We start from the raw sequence: 21,170 nt of genomic DNA on the forward strand, positions 1-21,170 counted from the left end.
GTTACAAATTTGGCCGACTCTTTGCAAAACCGCCATCACCCCCTTTACATATACGAGGCGGCTGGTGATGGACACAAAAGCGCGGTACCCCTTCAAATGGTTTGGTCTGTTGACGCCATTGAGCGTCGCCTTGACGATGACAATCAGCACAGGGACCTTGCGTGCCAGCCCCATAGACGATGAGCGACAGCCGGAACCAACGGATCCCTCTGCCTATTACGATGAACCGGAAGACCGCGCAGGTGCGCTGAACGCCATCCTGACCATGCCGGAAGCCAACCAGGACTCCTTCGACTTGCCCGACGGGGTCAAGGGCTCACGCGATACCGAGCGGGTGGAAAACGTCCTGCCGCCAACGCTGCAGACCAGTTTCAACTACCCCACCAACGGTAAGCCGAGCCCGCTGTTCAACGCCCAGCCGTTCACCCAGCAACTGTTGCTGTTCGAAGAATTCGGCCCGGAAAAACTCGACCCCACCACACCGGCGGCACCCTTGCCGTTTCCCGCGGCGGCCATCGGCCCGTTACCGGCGCAAGATCCCAACAGCGCGGCCCGCAGCGCACCACCAGGACCGGCGCTCGATGCCTTCCTGCGCCAACCGGGGCTGACCCCGTTCCCCAGCCAGTACGCCAACGTGGTGGATCGCAACCCGTGGCAAGCGCAGATCGAATACTTCCTCAACCGTCGTATTGGCTCATCCGCTGAAGGTCGTCCGCCAGGAAAAGGCTGGTCCCATCAGCGCTGGAACGAGTTCTATCCGCAAAACGCCTACAAGACCGTGCAGACCGGCGCTCGGATCAACGGTGGCTTGCGTGACGCCCGGCAGATGCACGGCTACGCGGTGGGCGAGTTCGGCCCAGGTGGCCTGTACCACAACGTCGCCGGCGTACCGGCCACGGACGGTACGGCCAAGGGCGTCGATCCGCGCTTTCACCCCAACATGCCGGTGCAGAACCACAACTCGGTCTGGACCTTCGACGGCACGCTGCCGCCCAAACTGCTGATGGTGCGCTATGGCCAACCGCTACTGATGCGCCACTACAACGGCTTGCCGATCGATCCGTCGGCCAACATGGGCTTTGGCCTGCACACCATCAGTACCCACGAACACAATGGCCACGCGCCAGCGGAAAGCGACGGTTATGCCAACGCGTTTTTCTTCCCCGGGCAGTACTACGACTATCGCTGGCCGATCCAGTTGGCCGGTTACGACAGCATCAACACCGACGCCCATGACCCGCGCGCGGCGTTCCCTTGCTCGCCGGGAGAGACCCTGTGGACCAATGACATGAGCCCGGGCCGCAAGACCTGCGAGAACGGCACGATCAAGATCCGCGGCGACTGGCGCGAAACCATGAGCACCCACTGGTTCCACGACCACATGCTCGATTTCACCGCGCAGAACGTCTACAAGGGCAACGCGGCGATGATGAACTACTACAGCGCCCTGGACCGTGGCAATGAATCGGTGAACGACGGTGTCAATCTGCGTTTTCCCAGCGGCAGCGCCTTGCCCTGGGGCAACCGCGACTATGACGTGAACCTGGTGTTCGCCGACAAGGCCTGGGACGCCAACGGCCAGCTGTGGTTCAACCCCTTCAACACCGACGGCTTCCTCGGTGACCAGGTGCTGGTCAACTGGCAGTGGAAACCGACCCTGGATGTACGCGCCCGCAGCTATCGCTTCCGTATGCTCAACGGCTCGGTATCGCGCTACTTCAAACTGGCGCTGGTGCGTGAAATCAAAGGCACCAGCGGCGAGTTCCAGGGGCCCAAGGGTTCGGGTGTGTCCTATGCCCGCGTGCCGTTCCACATGATTGCCAACGACGGCAACATCATGGAACACAGCGTGCCATTCGACGGCAGCATGGACCTGGACGCCGACGGCGACAAACAGAACCACAACGCGATCCTGCCAACCCAGGGCATCGCCGAGCGCTTCGACATCATCGTCAACTTCGCGAAGAACGGCATCAAGCCGGGGGACAAGCTGTTCTTCGTCAACCTGCTGGTGCATGAAGATGGCAAGGGTCCGAAAGAACCGGTGTCGCTGGCGGATGTGCTCTCGGAAAACTACAAGGCGGTGATCAAGCAAACCAGCAAAGGGCCGATGTGGGACAAGGGTGACCCGGCGGTGGGCAAGGTGTTGCAACTCAACGTCAAGCCGTACACCGGCCAGGACCTGGCCATGGACCCGGCAGCCTACGAACCGGCAAAACCGGGCAAGGCTGAAGGCCTGGTGATGATCCCGTTGAAGATCCATCGTGACAACGCCGCCGACAAGGCGCTGCTGGCCAAGGCCCGCCATCGCACCTTCACCTTCGGCCGCTCCGACGGCACCGATGAAGCACCCTGGACGGTCAAGACCGATGGCGGCTTCGGCTACCACATGGACCCTCGGCGCCTGAACGCCTCGACCCAGTTGGCCAGCGGTCCGACCGACGCCGGGGTCGCGGGCTACGGCACCCTGGAAGTGTGGAACATCAAGGCCGGCGGTACGGGCTGGAGCCACCCGGTGCATGTGCACTTCGAGGAGGGGATCATCCTCAGCCGCGGCGGCAAGGCGCCACCGGAATGGGAAAAATGGGCACGCAAGGACGTGTATCGCATCGGCTCGGAAAAGGACGGACTGGACAGCGTCGAGATGGCGATCAACTTTCGTGAATTTGCCGGGACCTACATGGAGCACTGTCACAACACCCAGCACGAGGACAACTCCATGCTGCTGCGTTGGGACCTTGAGAAACCGGGGCAATTTCAGTTGATGCCGACGCCGCTGCCCAGTTGGGACGGAGTGCGCTACGTGAACTCCGCCGCACTGCCGACCTTCCGCACTGGCGACGGCCTGGGGCCAAAAGTGACGATCAAACCATGAACCGCGAGGGTGTCGACATGAAGTTGCCTAACGCACGTGCGCAAGCCCTGGGCATGCACCTGGTACTGATTCTAGTCACCGGCTTGCTGGCCAGCCAACTGGTGGTCTCCAACCAGGCAGCGTCGACACCCGCAGCGGTTTCCCCCGCTTCTGTTTCCGAATCCGCCACTCCCTGGGGTGGCGACTATTTCCCCAATACCCTGCTGACCGACCAGGACGGTCGGCAGGTGCATTTTTTCGATGATCTGATCAAGGGCAAGGTGGTGGTGATCAATTTCATCTTCACGTCATGCAGCGACTCTTGCCCGCTGGAAACCGCGCGCCTGCGCCAGGTGCAAAAGCTGCTCGGCGACCGGGTCGGCAAGGACATCTTCTTTTACTCCATCAGCATCGACCCCTTGAGCGATACACCCGCCGTGCTCAAGGCCTATGCGCAACGTTTTCAGGTGGGGCCAGGCTGGCAGTTTCTCACCGGGGAATTCGCCGACGTCACCGAGTTGCGGCAAAAGCTCGGGTTGTTCATCGAAGGCGTCGACAACGGCCGCAGCAAGGACCACAACCTGAGCCTGATCGTCGGCAACCAGCAAACCGGTCGCTGGATGAAAGCCTCACCCTTCGAAAACCCCTGGATCCTGGCCGACCAATTGGCTAACACCTTGCATAACTGGAAACAGCCGAGCGTTGGCGAAAGCTACGCCAATGCCCCCGAAATCCGCCCGCCGAGTAACGGCGAAGAATTGTTCCGCACCCGTTGCGCGTCGTGCCACAGCCTCGGTCCGATGGACGGGCAGGGCATCGGCATGCGCAGCATCGGCCCGGACCTGGTCGGCGTGACCCGCCAGCGCGATCCGGCCTGGCTGAGCCGGTGGATCCGCGAGCCTGACCGCATGCTAGCGGAGAAGGACCCGATAGCCACGGCGTTGTTCGAGCGTTTCGACAAGATCCCGATGCCCAACCTGCGCCTGGACGAGCGCTCGGCACTGTCGATCATCGAGTTCCTGCAGGCAGAAACCGACCGCCAGCAGCCGTTGCTCACACCGCTGACTGTCGGCGCCGAGGAACCACAACATCAACACGCAATCGCGGCACCCGACAAGGCGCGGGTGCAGTAGTGGCGAAATAGCTTTATTGGGCAGCCAGTGACGGTCAATGCCACCTACACTGATCGGGAATGCGGCTGAAAAACGCTTGATTCAAGGAACCAGGACCTCCCATGCAGATACTGGAATCACCACAAGGACCTGCGCCGGTTACGCCGGCGACAGAGGGCAAGGATTGGCGACCGCCATTCAACCTGGTGCGCTGGTTTTCCCTGGCGAGCTTTTTCATCATTGCCGGCGTGGCATTAGGGCTGGGCTACATTTCCACGCGCTTTGTGGTCGAGGAGAGCATCGAGCGTGACTCCATGCTGACCGCACAATTCGTGCAAGCCATTGGCGCGGCCGAAATTCGCCACGCCTCGATTTCGCCAAACCGAACCATGGGTGAAATGCTTGACCCACGCGCCGACGCGGCCTATCCCGACGTCGATCCGGGCGCTCGCGCGGCTGCCCGTGTCGAATTCCTCGATCATGTCGAACACCTGCCGGACATCCTCCTGGCCACGGTTTACGCCCTGGACCGCACTGTGGTCTGGTCGACCAACCCCGAGCTGATCGGGGTGCGCATCGACAACGACGAGGAACTGGACGAGTCCTTTGAAATGAAGGCAGCGGTGTCCACCAGCTACCACGAGATCGACGAGGAGCGCCCCGAGCAACGGTTGCTGCGTGAGCCGCAATACCTGTTCGTCGAGAACTACATTCCGATGTTCAACGCCGATAAGAGCAAAGTGGTCGCCATGGTCGAGATCTACAAGGAGCCGGTGGACCTGGTAGAGCGTATCCAGCGCGGGTTCAGGGCGATCTGGGTGACCACCCTGCTCGGCGGAGCGGTCATCTACCTGGGATTGTTCTGGATCGTGCGGCGTGCGGCCCTGCTGTTGCACAGCCAGCAGAAACAATTGGTGGCCAACGAAACCTTCGTCGCCCTTGGGGAAATGTCCTCGGCGGTCGCCCATAGCCTGCGCAATCCGCTGGCGAACATTCGTTCCAGTGCCGAGCTGGCCCAGGAAATCGCCAGCCAGACCGCGCAGAAGAACATCGGCGACATCATCAGCCAGGTCGATCGCATGTCGCGCTGGGTCCGTGAGTTACTGGTGTCCTTGCGCCCGGTCAACGACGACCATGAAACCGTCGACCTGGTGCTCGCCATTGACGACACCTTGAGTGCCTACGCCCCGCAGATCCAGCGTTCGAACGTCGAGGTGCGCTTCACGCCCCTGACGGTTCCACCGGTCGTCAGCCAGCAGGTGTTGCTCACGCAGATTCTCAATAGTCTGTTCGCCAACGCCCTGGAAGCCATGCCCAAGGGCGGCGTATTGAGTATCGACGTTGAAACACCGGCACCCGGTGAGGTGCGCATGATGCTCAACGACACCGGCAAGGGCATGACAAAACAGCAACAGCAAATGGTCTTCAAACCGTTCTTCACCACCAAACAGGGGGGGTTGGGCGTGGGCCTGGCGCTGGTCAAAAGAATAATGGAGCGATTCGAAGGCTCGGTCGAACTGACCAGCCAAGAGCAGGAAGGAACCCGCGTGTGTCTCAATTTCAAAGTGGCAACAGGAGGGGAATATGGAGCACAGCATACTGCTGGTCGAGGATGATGAGCTGCTCGCCGAGAATATCCAGACCTACCTGGAGCGTAAGGACTTCGAAGTGACCGTCTGCCACTCGGCCGAAGACGCACTGTCGCAGTTGAGTACCTTCGTTCCTGATGTCGTGCTGACCGACAACTCGTTGCCGGGCATGAGTGGTCACGACCTGATCCAGAAGCTGCGCATCAGCGCGCCGGATCTGAAAGTGATCATGATGACCGGCTACGGTAACGTCGAAGACGCCGTGGTGGCGATGAAAGAGGGCGCGTTCCACTACGTCACCAAACCGGTGGCCTTGCCGGAGCTCAAGCTGCTGCTGGACAAGGCCCTGGCCACGGACCGGATGGAGCGCACCCTGTCGTTCTATCAGGAGCGTGAAGCGCAGAAATCCGGGGTGCAGGCATTGATCGGCGAATCGGCACCGATGGTCTACCTCAAGGGCACCATCGCCCAGTTGCTCGACGCTGAACGGCGCATGGCCAATACCGACTTGCCGCCGGTGCTGGTGGAAGGCGAGACCGGCACCGGCAAAGAGCTCGTGGCGCGGGCGCTGCATTTCGACGGGCCGCGCAGCAAGGGGCCGTTCATTGAGTTCAACTGCGCCTCGATTCCTTCAAACCTGGTGGAGTCGGAGCTGTTCGGGCACGAAAAGGGCGCCTTCACCGATGCCAAGGACCGTCGCCTGGGGCTGGTGGAAGCGGCCGATGGCGGCACGCTGTTTCTTGATGAAATAGGCGAAATGGACCTGATACTGCAGGCCAAATTGCTGAAACTGCTGGAGGACCGGACCATCCGCCGGGTGGGTTCGGTAAAGGAGCGCAAGGTCGACCTGCGGGTGATCAGCGCGACCAATTGCAACCTTGAACAAATGGTCCAACAGGGCAAGTTCCGCCGCGACCTGTTCTTCCGCCTGCGCATCATTTCGATCAAGGTGCCGCGCCTGTATGCCCGTGGCGAGGACATCCTTCTGCTGGCCCGGCACTTCCTGGCAACCCATGGCAAACGCTACGGCAAGCCGCACCTGCGTTTCAGCGACCAGGCCGAAGAGCTGCTGCTCAACTACACCTGGCCGGGCAATGTGCGTGAACTGCGCAACATGCTCGAGCAGACGGTGCTGCTGGCGCAACACGACACCATTGCTGCGCACCAGTTGAACGTGTGCCTGAGCCTGGTGGACGAGCCGGCGATGTTCACTCACGAGTTGCCGCCGATCGAACCGCGTGCGTCCCATAACGGCACTGAGTCGATGAACCTGCCGGAAGTAGAGCGCGACATGGTGCGCAAGATGCTCGACAAGACCGACTGGAACGTCACCAAGTCCGCACGGCTGTTGGGCCTGAGCCGCGACATGCTGCGTTACCGGATCGAGAAACTCGGCCTGGCGCGCCCGGACAAGCGCCAGTGGTAAACCAGCAGCAGGGCAGGCACGGCCTTGCTACAAGGCCGGGTTCTGACCGCTGCGGCAAGCCAGCATGCACGTCGGATCGAGGACCTCCTGATTCACATAGACGCCGTGTTCGGCGTCATAGGTGCGAATGAATACGCGAACGGTGGTATCGGCCACCGTTGGCAATCGGGAGTCGGAAAACACGTGCTGGCTCGACACCGGGGTAAATGTCTGGGGCGATGTCGGGATGTAGGAACCCGGCGGTACCGTGCTCATGGTGGGAGGAACCGGATGGGCAAAGGGCTGATCCGCGCCGTAGTAGTTGAACTCACTGCTCGATTCTTCGGTTTGCATCGCACTGTCATCCGCCTGTGCACAGCTGGCAGCCAGGCACAGGGCAAGCAATAGCGTGGGTACGGTTGTGTTCATGGCAGCACCTGCGGTGTCGGTTTTCGCGAATTTCCCCAAGGGTATTAACTATAGCGTTCCGGTGGGCGAACGTCGGCGCTGCGCGGTTTACAAAAACGCTACACAGCGGCGATGGGGGCGTTTGCAGGCGTGATCTAGACTCGGCCACTCGATTGAACAACGAATGCCGGAGCCTGCAATGGAAATGCCGACAAAACAACAAGCCATCGCCAGCAACCGAGATGCCTGGAATGATTCCGCCCGTCACCACAAGGACAGCCCTGAATGGCAGGCGCACTGGCGCGCTGTGGAACACGCGGATTTTTCCTGCCTGGATGAAACCCTGACCGGGCTGCTGAACCAGGTCGGCATCGACGGCAAGGACGTGGTGCAATTGGGCTGTAACAATGGCCGCGAAAGCCTGTCGCTGTTCGCCTTGGGGGCTCGACATGTGGTGGGGGTCGACCAGTCCGCGGCGTTTCTCGAACAGGCGCGGGAGCTGGCTTCACGCTCGCCCCATGGGCCTGAGTTCATCGAGGCCGACATTCACCACCTGCCACAAACACTGCAGGGGCGTTTCGACGTGGCCCTGGTCACCATCGGCGTGTTGAACTGGATGCCGGACATCGGCGAGTTCTTTCGCCATGCGTCACAAACACTCAAGCCCGGTGGCGCCCTGGTGATCTACGAAACCCACCCGTTCCTTGAAATGTTCGACCCCGAGGCAGCCGATCCCTACGCCCTGGCCAGCTCGTACTTTCGCAGCGAGCCTTTTGTCCAGAACCAACCGATCGTCTACGAAGGCAAGGTCGAGCAACAGGCCGCACCGTCCTTCTGGTTTGTCCACACCTTGGGCGCGATCTTCAGCGGCGCCATCGACGCGGGGCTGCAGATCAGCCATTTCAGGGAGTATGCGCATTCCAATCGCGAAGAACTCTATGATCGCTACCAGGGGCAGGAGGCGCAGTTGCCGATGTGTTTTACCTGGGTGGCGGTGAAACGTTGAACCCGGGGGGGGGGGCGCGCTGGGCCAACCTCGACACGCCGATGATGTTGCTTGCGCACGGCGGACGCTCAGTACCAAAGGCAGCCTTGCGAACGTTGCCAATGACGGCGAATGCCGTGTCCATATCCAATACATAAAGCGTTTCTTCAACGACGTCTTCAAGCGTTGCGCCATAGAGCGCGAGCAGCTTGAATATGTTGCTGTGAGCATTCTTGCGTCTTTGAGAGCGCAATAATGCACCAGCAAATCGGCGGTTTTTCGGTTAACTTTTTACTCGAACTCGGGCTGCAGCGGCTTTGAACACCACTGCATCCTTCCCGGCAGCACGCACGTCAATACCCATGCCGGGAATCGTGAAAAGACCATCACTCCACTGTAAGGAAACCACGATGATCAATCCTAAGACTGAAGTGCTGACCCCTCAGAATAGCCAGCTGATCTTCATCGACCAGCAGCCCCAGATGGCTTTTGGTGTGCAGAGCATCGACCGCCAGACGTTGAAGAACAACACAGTGGCTCTTGCAAAGGCAGCCAAGATTTTCAACGTACCCACCACCATCACAACAGTGGAGACCGAAAGCTTCTCCGGCCACACGTACCCCGAACTGCTTGCTGTGTTCCCTGATGCGCCGCTGCTAGAGCGCACCTCGATGAATTCCTGGGATGACCAGAAGGTACGCGACGCGTTGAAGAGCAACGGTCGCAAAAAAATCATCGTCTCCGGGCTGTGGACTGAGGTGTGCAACACGACCTTCGCGCTTTCTGCGATGCACGATGCCGACTATGAGATTTACATGGTCGCCGATGCTTCTGGCGGAACTACGAAGGAAGCACACGACTATGCCATGCAGCGCATGGTCCAGGCCGGTGTTGTGCCCGTGACCTGGCAGCAGGTACTGCTGGAGTGGCAGCGTGACTGGAAGAACCGCGAGACCTACGACGCCGTCATGAACCTGGTCAAGGAACACTCCGGTGCCTACGGCATGGGTGTCGACTACGCCTACACCATGGTGCACAAGGCGCCTGAGCGCGTTGAACACGGCCCGACCCTGGCACCCATTGCCGCACCTATTTGAGCTTACGCCAGCCCCCACAGGGTGGGGGCTGTCTCTTAACTCACAATAGACGATGCAAGAATTCAGCTTGACCCAAGCATTGAATCTGCGATGTTGCGCCTCTAGCCCCCTACACGCAGTGCACTGGAAACAAGCGTAAATGCCGGGGAGGGTTGTCGCCGGCTGGGGTAATACAAATAGTATCCAGCGAACGGAGGGCACCAGTCTTCCAGTACTCGCATCAGCTTGTCTTCCTGAAGGTGTGGTTCAAATTCCTCTTCGGGCAGGTATGCAATTCCCAATCCCGACAATGCTGCATCCACTATGTGGACAGACGTATTGAAAGTGAGCTGCCCGGTTACGCGTACGTTCAATTGCTTACCGCGCCGCTCAAAGTCCCACACGTAAAGCCCGCCTGATGTCTGCATGCGCTGGTTGATACAATTATGGTCCATCAAGTCGCGCGGATTCCTGGGAATAGTACGACTGGCAAAGTAAGCCGGCGCGGCAACGGCCGCCATCCGTAAAGGTGGTCCTATGGGTACTGCAATCATGTCCTTGTCGATGGTGTCGCCCAAACGCACACCCGCATCAAAACGATCAGCCACGATATCTCTGAATCCGTAATTGACGTCGAACTCGATCTCGATATCCGGATATTCCTCTAACAACGGGGTGAGCTTGGGAAGCAGGGTCTTGCGCAAGACGTGATCGCCGCAGGTGATTCGCACAGTCCCGGCCGGCTTGTCGCGCAGTTCTGTCAGCACATCCAGTTCCGCTTCGATTTCATCAAAACGATGGCCGATGGCCTGCAACAGCCGCTCGCCAGCTACCGTAGGTGAGACGCTGCGCGTGGTACGCGTCAGCAACCTGATCTGAAGACGTGCTTCCAGGCCGCTGATGGCTTGACTTAGCGCAGACTGGGTGACACCCAGGATTGCGGCGGCGCGTGTGAAGCTACCCTCGCGCGCCACGGTGACGAACGACGCCAGATCGTTGAGGTTTCTTCTGACCATATTGCCAACGCCTTGGTGCTCTATTGATTAGTAGTGCTTATAGCCCTATTAAGTATTGATTAGCTAGTCGCTGGAATTTCCTTGCCTCACCCTGTCATTCATGAACTTGAATAAGGGCGAGGTCCCGATGGCCACTGTTTTCCCAATTGCTGAAGCAAATGAGCAACCCGCTTGCTGGAGCGGGATCTTTGCCATGACGCTTTGCGTATTCGTGCTGATCGCATCGGAGTTCATGCCTGTCAGCCTGCTGACTCCGATAGCCGTTGATCTCCATGTCACCGAGGGGCTCGCAGGGCAGGGCATCGCGATCTCCGGGGCATTCGCGGTACTCACCAGCTTGTCGATTTCGGGGCTGGCTGGATCTCTCAACCGCAAAACGCTGTTGTTGGCGCTTACCGGGTTGATGGCTTTATCCGGTGTGGTGGTCGGGATGGCACCCAACTATCTGACGTACATGGTCGGTCGCGCGCTCATCGGCGTGGTCATTGGTGGTTTCTGGTCCATGTCCGCAGCGACTGCCATGCGCCTGGTACCTGCCAATCAGGTGACCAAGGCCTTGGCCATCTTCAACGGCGGTAACGCGTTGGCAACCGTGATTGCCGCGCCACTGGGCAGCTATCTAGGTTCGATCATTGGCTGGCGCGGCGCCTTCTTCTGTCTGGCACCGGTAGCGGCGATAGCGCTGATTTGGCTATGGACCAGTCTGCCGAATATGAAGGCGGATGAGCGCGCGCCGGGTTCCGGCAATGTCTTCGCGCTACTGAAGCACCGGTCAGTGGCGCTGGGTATGGCCGGATGCGCCGCCTTCTTCATGGGGCAGTTCGCGCTGTTCACTTATCTGCGGCCGTTTCTCGAAACAGTAACGCAGGTGGGTGTTTCCACGCTGTCGCTGATTTTGCTCGTAATTGGCGTAGCAGGCTTCATCGGCACCCTGATGATCGGCACATTCGTGAGGCGTGGGTTGTTCCGGACACTTGTCACCATTCCCTTGCTGATGGCCGGGATCGCCTTGACGCTGATTCCCTTTGGCACCTCGGTCATTGTCGTTGCTGCGCTGCTCGGTCTATGGGGGCTAGTCGCTACGGCGGCGCCTGTGGGCTGGTGGAGTTGGATTGCACGAGTGCTACCCAGGCATATTGAGGCCGGCGGCGGCCTGATGGTGGCCCTGATTCAGTTGGCCATCGGCTTGGGATCGACCGTTGGCGGCCTGCTGTTCGATAGCAGCGGTTACAAGAGCACTTTCGTTGCGAGCTCAGCCATATTGCTACTGGGCGCTTTTCTGACTGCTTTGGCTTCGCGCTCGAAAACGCCCCAGGCTACTTGAGCCACGCACAGAGCAGGGGGCCGTATTGCCCATGAGCAGCCTCGGAGAAATCACGCCTGGGGATGAATGTCGGCGAGCATCGGTTCGCCATCACTTTGCTCTTCTTGTCTTTTCTCGTTCAGCGGCCTTTTCATCCAAAGCGCTCGCTCAGATCACTTTAACGGCCCGTCCAATGAACTGAATCGGTCCTGTTGGTTTGCCAGTCGGCGATCCATTGGGGTTTTCCAGAGTCAACTCAAAGAGTTGGTTGGGTTCCAGCGGCGGCAATCTATCCAAGGGGACAGAAAGCGTTTGCCCAGGTTTGACCAGTCCAAGGGATACAGGACCTTGCCAGCCGTCCCCCTTGGTCCAGAACTCAAGTGCTTTGTCGATTGGGACTTGCGCGACCCCCAATGGTATCAGTTGGATTTCTCTTGGGCTGCTGGCCTGTATCACCCAGCCGGGCGTCTGGTTCTGGGGAGCCACCAGAACGACCAGGTAGGTGGTCGGATTCACCGGAGCTGTTTGTGTCAGTAGCATTGTTCCGAGCAACAACGCTGCGGCCAGACCTGTTACCGCCAGCCCACGCCATAGCGGCAGAAGGTTCCACCATGAGATTGGCTGCGCGGTGGCCGCCACTCGGGGTGCTCGCCGATCAATGCCGTTCAAGCTGCGCTCGATACGCCCCCAGAGTAATGCCGTAGGTGTTTGCGGTTCAGCCAGTTCGGTCAACGCAAGCAAACGTTGTTCCCAGGCATCCACAACCGCTCGTAAATCGGCGTCATGAGCAAGACGCTTTCGTACTTCGCTACGACGCTCTGCCGACAACGTGCCTAACACATACTCACTCGCCAGCTCTTCAATGTTGTCGGGGCTGTCATCCTGTGGGTTTATGGTCATCCCATGCACTCGCGCAATGCCACCAGGCTGCGTTTGATCCAGGCTTTGACGGTCCCCAGCGGGGCGCCCAGTTTCTGTGAAATTTCTGAATGCGAATAGCCGTCGACATACGCATGAAGGATGCAGTTGCGACGCGCCGGCTCCAGTTGTTCGAGGCACCTATAGATACGCCCTGAACGGGCTTGATAATCGAACGTGTCCACACTCTGTTGTGATGCTTCCACTGACGCTGAAGCGTGCAGTGCCGTTTCCTGTTGCTCACTGACCTGTACTTCCCTGGCGCTATCTCGCATGAAGTTCAGCGCCAAGTGCCGCGTTACGCTGAAAATCCAGCCCCGCGCAGAGCCTCTCGCCGGATCGAAACTGGCGGCACGGATCCAAATCTTGATAAAGACATCGTGCACGATGTCTTCGGCCAGGGCGTTATCACGAGCGATGCGCTTGGCAACACCCAAAAGACGAGCACTTTCCTGCTCATACAAGTCTCGCAGTGCCTGCTGCTCGCCTCGGGCGCAAGCAATCAGGCAGGCTTCATAGTCAAAACAGGGCTCAGGCAAGGACAAGGTTTTCAGCCATCAGCAGGTGGTAAATACCCCAACCCTAGGGCTGGGGTTCCATCGAAGCAGAGTAGACGAGTTGTGCGCCGACTACCTGGTCTGGATCGTTGGCTTAATTGGCGGCCCAAAAAATATAGTCAGCCTGATATTTCACTACCTCCCGTTTACCTTTGTTTGCGGCGGAGCATTCGGTCATAGGCGCTACGCCCCCCTTAACGGCCACCCGCTGGATGTAACTGACACCGTTCATCGCGCCTTTACCTTCAGCAGGGTTGGCCTTGACCAACTGATAGGGGAGGTCGCCGGTGCCTGAGGGGGCAACTGCCAGTTGTGTCCCTGTGATTTTAGAGCCGTCTTTAGCTTGCCAGGTAGCAGGCGGGCCGAAGTAAGTGCCGACCTGTATGCCGTTGCGATCATTGAGTACCGCTTTGGGGCCGACGAAAGTCCACTCAGTCTGGCCAGCGGAGTTAGCCTTGTCGCGACACTCATACGTGATTTCGCCGGTCCCCACAGTCTCCAGCGCGATCTTATGACCGTCCGGGACCTTGATGGTGTCGGGCAGGTCTGTTTGCGCATGGGCAGCTGGCACGGTGACCAACAAGCAGGTAGCTGCAAGCGTAGTACCAACAATGCACAGGAATCGTTTAGCGTTCATGCAAATCTCTCCAGATAGTGGTCAGTTCAGCAGCTATGGCTACTACCTGTACTACCCGCGGGAGGATTATCTGGATGCACCTGACTGAAAAAATATCTGTGGAGAAAGGGTTGTAGCGTTACTGCTTGACTGTGTGAGTGACTGCTTTTGCCGACTGTTGCAGGCCGCGAAGGGCTTGATACGACCCATTGCGGTCAATCGATCTGAGGCGATGAGTTGGATGGCGTATACCAGTGAACTCTGGAGGCGACATAAACGTGTTTTTGCTTGTGAGGCGTGAAGGGGGTGTCGAGTGTGCCCAGTGCTATCGAAACCCAATCGGAAAATTCACCTTGAAAACGTGACCAGAACAAAGTCGATCCACACTGCGCGCAGAACTCGCGTTGCACAGAATCTGAAGAAGAATACTTAGTGATGTGCCCGGCGCCGTTGAGTATCCGTAATGCGCTACGGGGCACGCTACCATAAGAAGCGAATGCTGCACCGTGACCTTTACGGCATTGACTACAGTGACAATGACTCACTGCTTTTGGCGTAGTCAGTAGCTCATAACTGATTGCTGAGCAAAGGCAGCTTCCCTGGTAGATCTCCGTCATGCGTTTGTCCCTTTCGCTGGAAAAGGCGCCAGCTTAACCACCTGAATCTGATCAGTCGAACGTCCGCTTCTGGCACTGACGGTCTCTAATGCCAACGAAACACGTGTCAACTCAACCTGCGAACACGTTTGCCAGCAGATTCCCGTCGGGACTGTCCTCGCCTTTACTTGGCGCTGACCAGCAGGAGCGCAGGTCCAGCTTATTGAGTGAATTTGCCTGGTTGGCCTGAGGTGCTATGCCAAGGCGTTGGTTGGCCGGTTCGATTGGGTTGCTCCTAAGTATGTGACCGATGGTTAGGGTGGTTATACGGCCAAGTGGATACCGCAGGATCTGCCGATGTACTGGGTGATGGAGCAGCCAGGTGGTGCCATGGGACTGGCCTGATTGCTTTGTTCTGCCCCCTTACCCGGAGGTGCATCCCGCATGGGGATGAATGTCGGCGAGCATCGGTTCTAAGTTCGCATGGGCGGATGAATCCTTATACCTCTTGCCTAGGGTCCTTAAAACAGCCGGGTGATTTCATTCAATATCCGATCCTGGGTTTGAGTGTTTGGCCTTTTGCGATAAGCCACTGCAAAAAATGCAACGCCTTCATAGTCGCAGCGAATCGAAAAAGTCATGCCTTCACGCAACCCATAGACCGATCTTTCTCCTGCTTCAACAAAATATCTCGCTTTTGTCAGGGCCGCTCTGGCGTGCTGCAGACAGCCAGTTTGGCTAAGTGAGTGTTGTAGCCAACTCGTCGTGATGCGCACAGACGATGTTTCGCTGTCATCGATAGGGGGCCGAGTTATTTCATTGGCGGCGTTCTTATCGCTGGTGCAAGCAGTCAGCCCCATTGAGATAACACCCAGAAGAAAAACAGATCGAGCTCTCGAATGCTTGAGTGGATTTCGCATCGTGGGGCGTACCTGCGACGATTTGCAATGAATGAAGGGCAATCACTAACGTAATAGCGGGTTTATGATCTTTTGCTACCTGGGTTCAGTAATTGCGACGAGAAGCCTCGTTCGGTTTGATTTGAAACGGCCGCGCAGGGCTGCAATCGGCAACGGACAAAAACGATTGCGGACCGCTATCCTTGGGCCACGCTCATCGAACGGGTTCTCCCATGTTGGAAGTCCAGGATGTCTTCAAAAGCTACGCCACCCCACAAGGCCCGTTGCCGGTGCTGCAAGGTATCAACCTGACCCTCAAGCCCGGCAGCAGCCTGGCATTGATGGGTGAGTCGGGCAGCGGCAAGAGCACCTTGTTGCATTTGATCGCCGGGCTGGACAAGGTCGATCGCGGCAGCATCCGCAGCGGTGAGTATCGCCTGGAGCAGATGAGCGAGGGGCAGCTGGCGAGCTGGCGCCGCACTGAGATTGGCCTGGTGTTCCAGCAGTTCAACCTGATCGGCAGTTTGCGGGTGGAGGATAACCTGGCGTTTCAAGCACGCCTGGCCGGGCGCCATGATCCACGCTGGCAGGCGCATCTGGTGCGGCGGTTGGGCTTGAATGATTTGCTGCGGCGTTATCCTGAACAGCTTTCCGGCGGCCAGCAACAACGGGTCGCATTGGGCCGCGCACTGGCGTCGCAACCGAAACTGCTGCTGGCCGACGAGCCTACCGGCAGTCTCGATGAAGCCACCAGCGACGAAGTGCTGAAGTTGCTGCTGGAGCTGCTCTATGACAGCCCCACGACCCTGCTGATGGTCACGCACAGCCCCAGCGTGGCGGCCCGCATGGCTGAAAAGGTGGTGCTGCACGGCGGCCGGCTGGCGCCCGTGGACGAACGCTGAGATGCGCATTTTTCTTGAAACCCTGCGTGCACTGCTCAGCCATTGGCGGCAGCACCCGGTGCAGTTTTTCAGTGTGCTGACCGGGTTGTGGCTGGCCACCAGCCTGCTCACCGGGGTGCAAGCACTGAACAGTCAGGCGCGGGACAGCTATGCCAAGGCCAGTCAGCTGATCGGCGGCGAACCTCAGGCCAGCCTGAGTGCACCCGGTGGCGGGACCTTTTCCCAGCAGTTGTTTGTCGATCTGCGCCGAGCCGGTTGGCCGGTGTCGCCAGTGTTGCAAGGACGGCTGACGCTCAAGGGCCATGAGGACCAGCGCCTGCAACTGATGGGCATCGAGCCCGTGTCGCTGCCGGCTGGGGCCGAGGTGGCGGGGCAGGCATTGGCCATCGAACAGGTCGTGGAGTTTTTCACTCCGCCAGGCAGGACCTGGATCGCGCCGCAGACCCTGCAGGCGTTGGGATTGGCGCCGGGCGAGCGGCCGCAGGCGTTGAACGGCCAGGCATTGCCGCCCCTGCGCGCCGAGGCTGACATGGCGCCGGGTGTGCTGCTGGTGGACATCGGTTTTGCCCAGCAGATTCTCGGTTTGCCCGATCAGCTATCGCGCTTGCTGCTGCCCAGTGATTTCACCGCGACACTGCCCGGTTCGTTCAAGGGACAACTTCAACTCAAGACCGGCGGCGAAGAAAACAATCTGGCGCGCCTGACCGAGAGCTTTCACCTGAATCTGGACGCCTTGGGGTTTCTGTCGTTCGTGGTCGGCCTGTTCATCGTGCACGCCGCGATCGGTCTGGCGCTGGAACAGCGTCGAGGTTTGCTGCGGACCCTGCGCGCCTGTGGCGTCAGCGCGCGGATGCTGATCACCTGCCTGGCCGTTGAACTGGGCGCTCTGGCCTTGATCGGCGGCGTGGCGGGTGTCGTCAGCGGTTACCTGCTGGCCAGCGTGTTGCTGCCGGATGTCGCCGCCAGCCTGCGCGGGTTGTACGGTGCCGAAGTGGCGGGACAGTTGAGCCTGAGCCCGCTGTGGTGGCTCAGCGGTATCGGCCTGGGCCTGCTCGGTGCCGCGCTCGCGGGAGCCAACAGTTTGTGGCGTGCAGCGCGTTTACCGTTGCTGGCCCTGGCCGACCCCCAGGCCTGGCATCAGGCCCATGCGCGCTGGCTGCGCCGCCAGGGCTGGGTCGCGGCGATTGCCTTGGGCATTGCGTTGCTGGCGTTGTTGCGCGGTGACAGCCTGGCCAGCGGATTCCTGTTGATGGCCACGCTGTTGCTGGGCGCCGCGTTAGCGTTGCCGGTGGTACTCAATGCCGTGCTCAATGGGCTGACGCACCACAGTTCGACGGTACTCGGTCAGTGGTTTGTCGCCGATTGTCGCCAGCAACTGCCGGCCTTGAGCCTGGCGCTGATGGCGTTGCTACTGGCCCTGGCGGCCAACATCGGTGCCGGCAGCATGACCGCCGGTTTCCGCCAGACTTTCAGCAACTGGCTGGAACAACGGCTGACCGCCGAGCTTTACCTCAATCCACAAAACCCGGCCCAGGCCCGGGAGATGTACGACTGGCTCAGGCAACAACCGCAACTGATGGCTGTGTTGCCCAACTGGCAGGTCTCGATTCAGTTGCAGGGCTGGCCGGCGGATGTGTTTGGCGTGATCGATCATCCGACCTATCGCCAGCACTGGCCATTGCTTGAGGCTGTGGGCGAAAAGCCCTGGGACAGCCTGGCTGCGGAGGATACAGTGATGCTCAGCGAGCAACTGGCGCGGCGCTTGAAGGTCAGGCTCGGCGATCAGGTGGTGATTGCCACGCCCAACGGTCCCTGGTCGCCACGCATCGTCGGGATCTACGCTGACTACGGCAATCCCAAGGGCCATCTGCTGGTCAACGTCAATCACTTGTTGCGCGGCTGGCCGCAACTCACACCGAATCGCTTCAACCTGCGTATCGAGCCGGCATCGATCACGCCGTTCGTGACCGCGCTGCAAGCGCGTTTTGCCCTGGAGGACAGTCGCATCGTCGATCAGGCACGGCTCAAGGGCTGGTCGACGCAAGTGTTCGAGCGCACCTTCGCTGCCACTGCCGCGCTCAACAGCCTGACCCTTGGTGTGGCGGGGGTGGCATTGTTCATCAGCTTGTTGACGCAAAGCCAGAGCCGTCTCGGGCAGTTGGCGCCGTTGTGGGCGCTGGGCGTGACGCGCCGCCAACTGATGCTGCTCAACCTCGGGCAAACCTGGCTGTTGGCGGTGCTGACGTTGGTATTGGCATTGCCGCTGGGCATTGCGTTGGCCTGGTGCCTGGACACCGTGATCAACGTCCAGGCGTTTGGCTGGCGTCTGCCGCTGCGGGTGTTTCCCTTGCAATTGCTGCAGCTGATGGGGCTGGCGTTATTGGCAACCTTGCTGGCATCGGCGTGGCCGCTGTACTCGCTGTATCGCACACAACCGGCGGACCTGCTGAGGACCTTTGCCCATGAGGATTAAGCGTTGGGCGTGGATGGTCGTTGCGTTGCTCGCCGGTTGCGATCAGCCGCCGGTCGAGAAGGGTTTTGCCGGTCTTGGCAATCAAGCGAGCGCCTTTACGCCGGTGGTGCCCGGTCGGGTGTTCAGCTTCCCGGCGGATCACGGCCCCCATGACGGCTTTCGCATCGAATGGTGGTACGTCACCGCCAACCTCAAGGATGAGCAGGGCCATGAATTCGGCGTGCAGTGGACGCTGTTTCGCAGTGCCTTGAAAGCAACACCCGAGGCGACTGGCTGGGCCAACCAGACGCTATGGCTGGGTCACGCGGCGGTGACCTCGGCCTCGGTGCATCACGCCGCCGAGCGTTATGCCCGCGGCGGCGTAGGGCAGGCCGGCGTGAGCCTTGCGCCCTTCAATGCGTGGATCGACGACTGGCATTTCAGCAGTCAGGCAACGGGGACCGACCCGTTGGCCGATCTGCAACTCAGTGCCCGCGACAAGGCGTTCAGCTATCAACTGCGACTGACCTCGAATGGACCGCTGGTGCTGCAAGGGGACAAGGGATTCAGCCAGAAATCCGAACAGGGCCAGGCGTCCTATTACTACAGCCAGCCGTTTTTCCAGGCCAGCGGCCTGCTTGAGATCGACGGCGAGCGTTATCAGGTCCGTGGCCCCGCGTGGCTCGACCGGGAATGGAGCAGCCAGCCCCTGACCGCCAACCAGAGTGGCTGGGACTGGTTTTCCCTGCACCTGGACAGCGGCGACCAGGTGATGCTCTACCGCATGCGGCAAAAAGACGGCGAACCTTACCTGACCGGAACCTGGATTGACGCCCAGGGCCAGGCGCAAATTCTCAGCGCCAATGACATCCTTCTCACTCCACAGGACACCGCCAAGGTAGCGGGGCATACGATGCCGGTGCGCTGGTCGATCCGGATCCCCGGCAAACACCTTGATATCGTCATCAGCGCCCTGAATCCCAAAGCCTGGATGGATCTGCGCATTCCCTATTGGGAGGGGCCAGTGCGGTTGAGCGGCAGCCATGGGGGGCAGGGGTATCTGGAAATGACCGGTTATCAGGGGCAATAGATCGCAGCCTGCGCCAGCTCCCATGGGAAACCGCATTGCGTGCAATCATCCGGAACTCCGCCCGGCGTCCACCTCTCTACCGTACGAATACCCCCGCAGGAGCCCGACATGCGCGAAGACCTCACACCGCCCGACCTTGACACGTGGCAGCGCCTGTTTGAAGACGAGGCCTATTGGCAGCAGTCTCCTGACTCCTATTACATGGACTTGCAGCGCCTGGCTGACGATCTGCTGGGGCAGGGCGCCATAGATCTGGAACAATGGCAGGCGCTCAAGGCCCGGGCGGAGCAATCCCACAAGGACTCACCGGCGATCAACGTAACCCGGGAACTGGATGATCCTGAAGCATGACCGCCCGCGGCGAATCGCCCGTACAAGAAACAGCGAACACTCCCGAATCAGCGTCTATGCTCATCCCACACACGGCGTTTGATAGTTGTTTCAGCGCCGTTTGTCGTCATTCATCACAGGGAATGTTCTGCCTATGAAACTTCATGCACTGACCAAAGCTGTCACCCTTGCTACCTTGTTGTCCGCTGCCAGCCTCAGCGCCGTTGCCGCAGATATCCCGTTGTCTGCTGTCGTGGAGGCTGATCAAGTCAGCACCAAAGTCGTGTCGGTCGATGCCGCCAAACATCAAGTGGTGCTTGAAGGGCCGGAAGGTCGTCAGGTCCACGTGCAACTGACCGAGAAGGCAAAAAACCTCGGCCAGCTGAAACCCGGCGATCAGGTCGATATCAAGGTCACCCGTTCCGTCGCGGCCTACCTCGACACCGATGTCGACAAGGGGTTGCCGGGCAGCTCGGAGCGTGCCGGCGAAGCCCGCAATGCACCCGGTAGCGTGCCTGGCGGCGAAGCCTATCGTCAGGTACAAGTCCAGCTGCAAATCACCGACATCGACCTGAAGAAAAACCAGGTGTCCTTTAAAAACCCGGCGGGGCAGACCAAAACCATCACTGTCGAAAAACCGGAAGTTCAAGCCAAGTTGAAGGACCTGAAAGTCGGGCAAAGCGTTTACGTGACTTACACCGACATTCTGCAGGTAACCAGCAAGTCCGGAAGTTGAGTGATTTTTCACTGATTGTTCCTGTACAACTTTTTGTATGGGAACAATCAATTTTGGCCGAACTGGTGGGTTTAAATTGTTGGTTTTAATGGAATTTAAATCGACATCCAATCAAATATGTATCGGCAAATTTCATGTTTAAAGCGCGGACATATCCATAAACATCTATTAAAATACACCCCGTTCGCCCAGTGTCAGGGTTCTTTACCAGCGCACGGATTGCCGAGGCCATAGCGCTGGGCGAACACTTTTTCAAAGTACGACTGCACTTTCAATCGAATCAGGGGCGCGGGCTTAAACTTGTAACTAACTGTTATATGTTGTGC

The 21,170-nt window shown here is 59.3% G+C and carries 19 protein-coding genes and 1 pseudogene; 12 read left to right on the forward strand and 8 right to left on the reverse strand.

Annotated features, from left to right (window positions below):
• The first annotated feature begins 67 nt into the window (after positions 1-67).
• The 4 genes from QLG10_RS03860 (at position 68) to QLG10_RS03875 (ending at position 6,981) form a co-directional block, all read left to right on the forward strand.
• A complete protein-coding gene (locus QLG10_RS03860; RefSeq protein WP_282485580.1) occupies positions 68-2,875 on the forward strand; it encodes a multicopper oxidase domain-containing protein in 2,808 nt (935 codons plus the stop codon).
• A gap of 17 nt (positions 2,876-2,892) precedes the next feature.
• Positions 2,893-3,987 (forward strand): SCO family protein, encoded by a 1,095-nt coding sequence (locus tag QLG10_RS03865; RefSeq protein ID WP_282485582.1) that lies wholly within the window; start codon positions 2,893-2,895, stop codon positions 3,985-3,987.
• A gap of 101 nt (positions 3,988-4,088) precedes the next feature.
• Positions 4,089-5,582 (forward strand): HAMP domain-containing sensor histidine kinase, encoded by a 1,494-nt coding sequence (locus QLG10_RS03870; protein WP_248678898.1) that lies wholly within the window; start codon positions 4,089-4,091, stop codon positions 5,580-5,582.
• Complete coding sequence (locus tag QLG10_RS03875; RefSeq protein WP_110753096.1) at positions 5,551-6,981, forward strand: sigma-54 dependent transcriptional regulator; 1,431 nt, start codon at positions 5,551-5,553, stop codon at positions 6,979-6,981. Before QLG10_RS03870 ends, QLG10_RS03875 begins: the two co-directional genes overlap by 32 nt.
• Positions 6,982-7,008: 27 nt before the next feature.
• On the opposite strand, the gene QLG10_RS03880 is transcribed toward QLG10_RS03875, so the two are convergent.
• Entirely contained in the window at positions 7,009-7,389 is a 381-nt protein-coding gene (locus QLG10_RS03880) for a hypothetical protein (protein ID WP_110753094.1), read from the reverse strand.
• A gap of 178 nt (positions 7,390-7,567) precedes the next feature.
• Between QLG10_RS03880 and QLG10_RS03885 the strand changes: the two genes are divergently transcribed.
• On the forward strand, positions 7,568-8,374 hold the full coding sequence (locus tag QLG10_RS03885) for a class I SAM-dependent methyltransferase (RefSeq protein WP_282485587.1): 807 nt from the start codon (positions 7,568-7,570) through the stop codon (positions 8,372-8,374).
• Here the strand turns inward: QLG10_RS03885 and QLG10_RS03890 are convergent.
• A pseudogene (locus QLG10_RS03890) lies at positions 8,349-8,582 on the reverse strand (RidA family protein); the annotation flags it as partial. The gene QLG10_RS03885 and the pseudogene QLG10_RS03890 sit on opposite strands and share 26 nt — an antisense overlap.
• A 184-nt stretch (positions 8,583-8,766) precedes the next feature.
• Here QLG10_RS03890 and QLG10_RS03895 point away from each other — a divergent pair.
• Positions 8,767-9,450 (forward strand): hydrolase, encoded by a 684-nt coding sequence (locus tag QLG10_RS03895; protein WP_188263681.1) that lies wholly within the window; start codon positions 8,767-8,769, stop codon positions 9,448-9,450.
• A 101-nt stretch (positions 9,451-9,551) separates the two neighbouring features.
• Here QLG10_RS03895 and QLG10_RS03900 read toward each other — a convergent pair whose 3' ends face one another.
• A complete protein-coding gene (locus QLG10_RS03900; protein WP_282485589.1) occupies positions 9,552-10,445 on the reverse strand; it encodes a LysR family transcriptional regulator in 894 nt (297 codons plus the stop codon).
• Between the two features lie 127 nt (positions 10,446-10,572).
• Here QLG10_RS03900 and QLG10_RS03905 point away from each other — a divergent pair, with 127 nt between their 5' ends.
• The gene (locus QLG10_RS03905) at positions 10,573-11,769 is read left to right on the forward strand and encodes an MFS transporter (protein ID WP_282485591.1); all 1,197 of its coding nucleotides are present in this window, start codon (positions 10,573-10,575) and stop codon (positions 11,767-11,769) included.
• Between the two features lie 147 nt (positions 11,770-11,916).
• On the opposite strand, the gene QLG10_RS03910 is transcribed toward QLG10_RS03905, so the two are convergent.
• The 5 genes from QLG10_RS03910 to QLG10_RS03930 all read right to left on the reverse strand — a co-directional run bounded on the left by QLG10_RS03910 (position 11,917) and on the right by QLG10_RS03930 (position 15,355).
• Complete coding sequence (locus QLG10_RS03910) at positions 11,917-12,648, reverse strand: anti-sigma factor (RefSeq protein WP_248678923.1); 732 nt, start codon at positions 12,646-12,648, stop codon at positions 11,917-11,919.
• The gene (locus QLG10_RS03915; protein WP_282485629.1) at positions 12,645-13,205 is read right to left on the reverse strand and encodes a sigma-70 family RNA polymerase sigma factor; all 561 of its coding nucleotides are present in this window, start codon (positions 13,203-13,205) and stop codon (positions 12,645-12,647) included. The genes QLG10_RS03910 and QLG10_RS03915 overlap by 4 nt, the downstream gene beginning before the upstream one ends.
• 112 nt (positions 13,206-13,317) lie before the next feature.
• Positions 13,318-13,860 carry a DUF3455 domain-containing protein gene (locus tag QLG10_RS03920; RefSeq protein ID WP_033043628.1) on the reverse strand — a complete coding sequence of 181 codons (543 nt, stop codon included), beginning with the start codon at positions 13,858-13,860 and terminating at the stop codon, positions 13,318-13,320.
• A gap of 194 nt (positions 13,861-14,054) precedes the next feature.
• The gene (locus QLG10_RS03925; protein WP_188263520.1) at positions 14,055-14,456 is read right to left on the reverse strand and encodes a GFA family protein; all 402 of its coding nucleotides are present in this window, start codon (positions 14,454-14,456) and stop codon (positions 14,055-14,057) included.
• A gap of 500 nt (positions 14,457-14,956) precedes the next feature.
• A complete protein-coding gene (locus tag QLG10_RS03930; protein ID WP_188263519.1) occupies positions 14,957-15,355 on the reverse strand; it encodes a hypothetical protein in 399 nt (132 codons plus the stop codon).
• A gap of 212 nt (positions 15,356-15,567) precedes the next feature.
• Here QLG10_RS03930 and QLG10_RS03935 point away from each other — a divergent pair, with 212 nt between their 5' ends.
• The 5 genes from QLG10_RS03935 (at position 15,568) to QLG10_RS03955 (ending at position 20,844) form a co-directional block, all read left to right on the forward strand.
• Positions 15,568-16,236 carry an ABC transporter ATP-binding protein gene (locus QLG10_RS03935; RefSeq protein WP_282485599.1) on the forward strand — a complete coding sequence of 223 codons (669 nt, stop codon included), beginning with the start codon at positions 15,568-15,570 and terminating at the stop codon, positions 16,234-16,236.
• 1 nt (position 16,237) lies between these two features.
• Complete coding sequence (locus QLG10_RS03940; RefSeq protein WP_282485601.1) at positions 16,238-18,709, forward strand: ABC transporter permease; 2,472 nt, start codon at positions 16,238-16,240, stop codon at positions 18,707-18,709.
• On the forward strand, positions 18,699-19,778 hold the full coding sequence (locus tag QLG10_RS03945; protein WP_282485603.1) for a lipocalin-like domain-containing protein: 1,080 nt from the start codon (positions 18,699-18,701) through the stop codon (positions 19,776-19,778). Before QLG10_RS03940 ends, QLG10_RS03945 begins: the two co-directional genes overlap by 11 nt.
• A 108-nt stretch (positions 19,779-19,886) precedes the next feature.
• A complete protein-coding gene (locus tag QLG10_RS03950) occupies positions 19,887-20,129 on the forward strand; it encodes a hypothetical protein (RefSeq protein ID WP_110753071.1) in 243 nt (80 codons plus the stop codon).
• Positions 20,130-20,262: 133 nt separating this feature from the next.
• A complete protein-coding gene (locus QLG10_RS03955) occupies positions 20,263-20,844 on the forward strand; it encodes a hypothetical protein (RefSeq protein WP_033044852.1) in 582 nt (193 codons plus the stop codon).
• The last annotated feature ends 326 nt before the right edge of the window (positions 20,845-21,170 follow it).

The organism is Pseudomonas sp. V98_8 (genome assembly GCF_029967975.1).
GTDB classification, from domain to species: Bacteria; Pseudomonadota; Gammaproteobacteria; order Pseudomonadales; family Pseudomonadaceae; genus Aquipseudomonas; species Aquipseudomonas umsongensis.

What these genes read in the sequence shown, in the direction of transcription:
- QLG10_RS03910 (WP_248678923.1), bottom strand. Translation starts at nt 12,648, where the DNA reads ATGACCATAAACCCACAGGATGACAGCCCCGACAACATTGAAGAGCTG.
- QLG10_RS03885 (WP_282485587.1), top strand. Translation starts at nt 7,568, where the DNA reads ATGGAAATGCCGACAAAACAACAAGCCATCGCCAGCAACCGAGATGCC.
- QLG10_RS03920 (WP_033043628.1), bottom strand. Translation starts at nt 13,860, where the DNA reads ATGAACGCTAAACGATTCCTGTGCATTGTTGGTACTACGCTTGCAGCT.
- QLG10_RS03875 (WP_110753096.1), top strand. Translation starts at nt 5,551, where the DNA reads ATGGAGCACAGCATACTGCTGGTCGAGGATGATGAGCTGCTCGCCGAG.
- QLG10_RS03900 (WP_282485589.1), bottom strand. Translation starts at nt 10,445, where the DNA reads ATGGTCAGAAGAAACCTCAACGATCTGGCGTCGTTCGTCACCGTGGCG.
- QLG10_RS03925 (WP_188263520.1), bottom strand. Translation starts at nt 14,456, where the DNA reads ATGACGGAGATCTACCAGGGAAGCTGCCTTTGCTCAGCAATCAGTTAT.
- QLG10_RS03940 (WP_282485601.1), top strand. Translation starts at nt 16,238, where the DNA reads ATGCGCATTTTTCTTGAAACCCTGCGTGCACTGCTCAGCCATTGGCGG.
- QLG10_RS03905 (WP_282485591.1), top strand. Translation starts at nt 10,573, where the DNA reads ATGGCCACTGTTTTCCCAATTGCTGAAGCAAATGAGCAACCCGCTTGC.
- QLG10_RS03955 (WP_033044852.1), top strand. Translation starts at nt 20,263, where the DNA reads ATGAAACTTCATGCACTGACCAAAGCTGTCACCCTTGCTACCTTGTTG.
- QLG10_RS03945 (WP_282485603.1), top strand. Translation starts at nt 18,699, where the DNA reads ATGAGGATTAAGCGTTGGGCGTGGATGGTCGTTGCGTTGCTCGCCGGT.
- QLG10_RS03935 (WP_282485599.1), top strand. Translation starts at nt 15,568, where the DNA reads ATGTTGGAAGTCCAGGATGTCTTCAAAAGCTACGCCACCCCACAAGGC.
- QLG10_RS03950 (WP_110753071.1), top strand. Translation starts at nt 19,887, where the DNA reads ATGCGCGAAGACCTCACACCGCCCGACCTTGACACGTGGCAGCGCCTG.
- QLG10_RS03930 (WP_188263519.1), bottom strand. Translation starts at nt 15,355, where the DNA reads ATGCGAAATCCACTCAAGCATTCGAGAGCTCGATCTGTTTTTCTTCTG.
- QLG10_RS03870 (WP_248678898.1), top strand. Translation starts at nt 4,089, where the DNA reads ATGCAGATACTGGAATCACCACAAGGACCTGCGCCGGTTACGCCGGCG.
- QLG10_RS03860 (WP_282485580.1), top strand. Translation starts at nt 68, where the DNA reads ATGGACACAAAAGCGCGGTACCCCTTCAAATGGTTTGGTCTGTTGACG.
- QLG10_RS03865 (WP_282485582.1), top strand. Translation starts at nt 2,893, where the DNA reads ATGAAGTTGCCTAACGCACGTGCGCAAGCCCTGGGCATGCACCTGGTA.
- QLG10_RS03880 (WP_110753094.1), bottom strand. Translation starts at nt 7,389, where the DNA reads ATGAACACAACCGTACCCACGCTATTGCTTGCCCTGTGCCTGGCTGCC.